At 44.4% G+C, this 3,255-nt stretch carries 3 protein-coding genes and 1 pseudogene; 2 read left to right on the top strand and 2 right to left on the bottom strand.

Annotated features, from left to right (window positions below; all coding sequences use genetic code 11):
- Positions 1–273: hypothetical protein (locus ACEYW6_RS35885; RefSeq protein WP_412983559.1), on the bottom strand; the 273-nt coding region annotated here is incomplete at its 3' end.
- A 183-nt stretch (positions 274–456) separates the two neighbouring features.
- Between ACEYW6_RS35885 and ACEYW6_RS35880 the strand changes: the two are divergent.
- Both ACEYW6_RS35880 and ACEYW6_RS35875 read left to right on the top strand, forming a co-directional pair.
- Positions 457–736: pseudogene (locus ACEYW6_RS35880) on the top strand (transposase); the annotation flags it as partial.
- A 424-nt stretch (positions 737–1,160) separates the two neighbouring features.
- The gene (locus ACEYW6_RS35875) at positions 1,161–2,693 is read left to right on the top strand and encodes a glycosyltransferase (protein ID WP_412983558.1); all 1,533 of its coding nucleotides are present in this window, start codon (positions 1,161–1,163) and stop codon (positions 2,691–2,693) included.
- Positions 2,694–2,717: 24 nt separating this feature from the next.
- Here ACEYW6_RS35875 and ACEYW6_RS35870 read toward each other — a convergent pair whose 3' ends face one another.
- Positions 2,718–3,161 (bottom strand): alpha/beta fold hydrolase, encoded by a 444-nt coding sequence (locus tag ACEYW6_RS35870; protein ID WP_412983557.1) that lies wholly within the window; start codon positions 3,159–3,161, stop codon positions 2,718–2,720.
- Positions 3,162–3,255 lie beyond the last annotated feature (94 nt).

Here is a 3,255-nt window from a genome sequence, read left to right as displayed (position 1 = left end):
AACCCAACTCTTTGTGTCAACTATTTTTTCCAAAATTATTTGGACGGCTTTTCTGTCCCCTGAAACTCCCCATAGTGGCGGATTGTTGCCAATGTCGCATCTCCTGTGGCTTGTTGCTTTTAGGCTGGAGAGTAAAGCTTCATTCTGAAGAAGCGGTCTAAGTTTGGGCATAGGAGGAGTATCTTTGGCAAGCGTGATGCCAGCATAAAACGCATTTTTTAAAGCCCAACTGAAGTTTTCTAGGGACTTCCAGAGAATAAGAAATACAGCCAATAATAATGATAATCATTTGAAGGAGAAAGCGGTTGCCGACGGCAACCGCTTTCTCCTTCAATAAATATGCAAGATAAATCTCTACACTCAAGAACAACGAATGAGGGGAGACGTAATATTGCTATATATACATTTTCGCAGCTTTTGATCCCCTTTTTTCAGATTTTGTGAGAAATCCGCGATGAGGCGGTTGAAGAATTGTCCAAATTGGAAGTTGTTTGGGTAGATCAAGGCTATTCAGGAGAAAACTTTGCTCAAGCAGTCAAGCAAGTTTGTGGAGAACAGGCTCGAGTTGAGGTGATTCAAAGGAACTCAAAAACATTTGAGCGATTACCGAAACGATGGATCGTAGAACGCACATTCGGATGGCTCTATCGATTTCGGCGTTTGAGTAAGGATTCTGAGTTGTACACAGAGTTAAGTGAAGCCATGCATGATTTATGGCTCATTGATTCGTCTGTGACACAATCATTCTTTATTCTCGCTATCTTTGTAACAGTTCCTGATGATTTAGCTTAGCTTATTCCCTTAAGCCCTCGTTATTAAGTCGATTTAGGGTTTGCGATCGCACTTGGGTCATAATCGCTAAAACCATTTTACAGTAAGCATTTCACATTTGCTGATAAGTCTATTTATGTCATCCGGTATATATGCACGAGCCGCAGTAGCGATTAACTTAAACATTAGGAAAATACGCGAATTGGCTGGGTTTAAGTTAAAGGGAATCAATAAAAGCCCTTTGACTCACTTTTTGATGGTATTTATCTACAGCCTCACTGCCTGCGTTTTTCAGCCTTGGGAGTTTTTAACAAGCTCACTAAGCTGTTATGCCGCCGTCTTTAGGCAAAAATCTTTAGTAGAAATCAACCTGTATTAGGAAGTGGGCGATGCACATTGGATTTCTCAACCCTCAAGGCAATTTTGATTCAGGCAATAGCCACATCACGAAACACCCAGATTTTGGGGGTCAGCTGATCTACGTTAAGCAAGTCGCCATAGCCATAGCTCAAATGGGTCATAAAGTTGATATTCTGACCCGTCAAATTATTGACCCTGAGTGGCCAGAGTTTGCTGAAACATTTGAGGCATATCCAGGAGTCGATAACGTCCGCATTATCCGCTTACCAGCTGGGCCAAAACAATTTCTCCCTAAAGAGTTATTGTGGCCTCATCTGGTTGCTGATTGGGTACCCAACATCTTGAAATTTTATCAACAGCAAGGTGGCTTACCCGATGCTATGACTGCTCACTATGGCGATGGAGGACTGTGTGGCGCTCTAATTGAAGAGCAGACAGGCATACCTTTTACCTTTACTGCTCATTCTCTCGGCGCTCAAAAGATGGACAAACTGGAAGCCACCCCAGAAAATCTGCCAGAAATAGATGAGCAATTTCATTTTAAATATCGCATCTTAGCCGAACGCCTGAGCATGAATCGCTCGGCCATTAATATCACTAGTACGCGACAAGAACGCTTTGAACAGTATTCTCATCGAGTCTATCGTGGTGTAGTGGATGTAGACGACGACAATCGCTTTGCAGTAATTCCACCGGGAGCAGATTTCTCGATTTTCGGTGCAAAGGCACGTTCCGAAAATGAGGAAGCTACCAAAGAGTTGATTCAGGAGCGATTGGCACGGGACATTGCAGAAGCCCGTCGAGATTTGCCCGTTATTGTAGCATCCAGTCGATTAGAGCTGAAAAAAAATATATTAGGGCTAGTACAAGCCTTCGCAATAAGTCCAACACTCCAGGAACGAGCTAACTTGATGCTAATTACAGGAGGGTTGGACGATCCTTTACGAGAGGAGGCTAGTGACGGCATAGCTGAAGAGGTATTAGCCCCCATTCGGGAGGTAGTCAAAGAAAAAGACTTGTGGGGCAAGATCAGTGCCTTTGGCTTGTCAGATCAATCTCAAGAGTCACTGGCAGCAGCCTATCGGTTTATAGTTAAACGCCGCTCAGTATTTGCGCTAACCGCGCTCTACGAACCCTTTGGGCTTGCTCCTTTAGAAGCAGCAGTCGCAGGTTTGCCAGTCGTAGCAACCAAGAACGGTGGTCCCAGCGAGAGCTTCCGACAGGGAAATAAGGAATATGGCGTACTCGTTGACCCAGAAGATCCTGCTGATATTGCGCGGGGCTTGGAGCGGTTGCTATGTGATGCTCAGGAGTGGGAGTATTTTGCCCAAGCTGGTCAACAACGAGTTTTGAAGACGTACACTTGGGAATCTACTGCTGAAAACTATCTGACTTTGCTTGAGCGAGTTTTGTCTTCACCGGAAACCCGCCCTCGTGCTGAACTCCTTCCCATCCATCCCTACTTCCGTAATCCAGAATCGCAGACCGATGTTTTTTTGGAAGAATTGGGCGAACTCTACTTTGGAAGTAATCAAAAGGTGCTAAGTACATCTAGCCTTTAAATAAGCTTCAGGTAGTGATCCCAGCTATGAGCAGCCAGCGCAAAACGTGCTGACTGCTTCGGCAAATTGTTCGTTTTGTTCCATCAATGCCATGTGTCCACCTGGTTTTAGGGTGACTCGTTCAGAATAAGGCAATTCTGCTTTCATGCGATCGCTCGCCACAGGTTTTGTTGCTATATCTGAAGCCCCACACATTACCAATACAGGAACGTTAATAGTTGCCAGTGTGTCTGTTTCGTCGAATTTCAACATTCCCAGTGTGCCACGAGCCAGAACACTAGGTGAACCCAATGCTGATAATAGACCTGCAAAACTTAGTTGACCGCGTGTTTCAGTACCCGTAAATCCAGATAGTTCGACGGTGATATACAGCGAACCATTGAAATACGAGAGCCAAGTCATCAACCAAAAAACCGGCCACAGCACGATAGTCAGGTACAACACAGGTTCGAGTAGCGGTTTCTGCAATTTTCGTACCAGATTGCTAAGGCATCAAGTAAAAATAACTTGAACAATTAGGGAGAAATTTTGGGTTTGATAATATAGTTCCACTCACCATGAA

Origin of the sequence: Nostoc sp. UIC 10607, assembly GCF_047228265.1 — a bacterium.
GTDB lineage: Bacteria > Cyanobacteriota > Cyanobacteriia > Cyanobacteriales > Nostocaceae > Nostoc > Nostoc foliaceum_A.
The sequence above is the reverse complement of the archived record's forward strand: the minus strand, read 5'-3'. Positions and strand labels throughout refer to the sequence as shown.

Excerpts from the sequence above, each read along its gene's own strand:
- ACEYW6_RS35875 (WP_412983558.1), top strand. The coding sequence starts at position 1,161 with ATGCACATTGGATTTCTCAACCCTCAAGGCAATTTTGATTCAGGCAAT.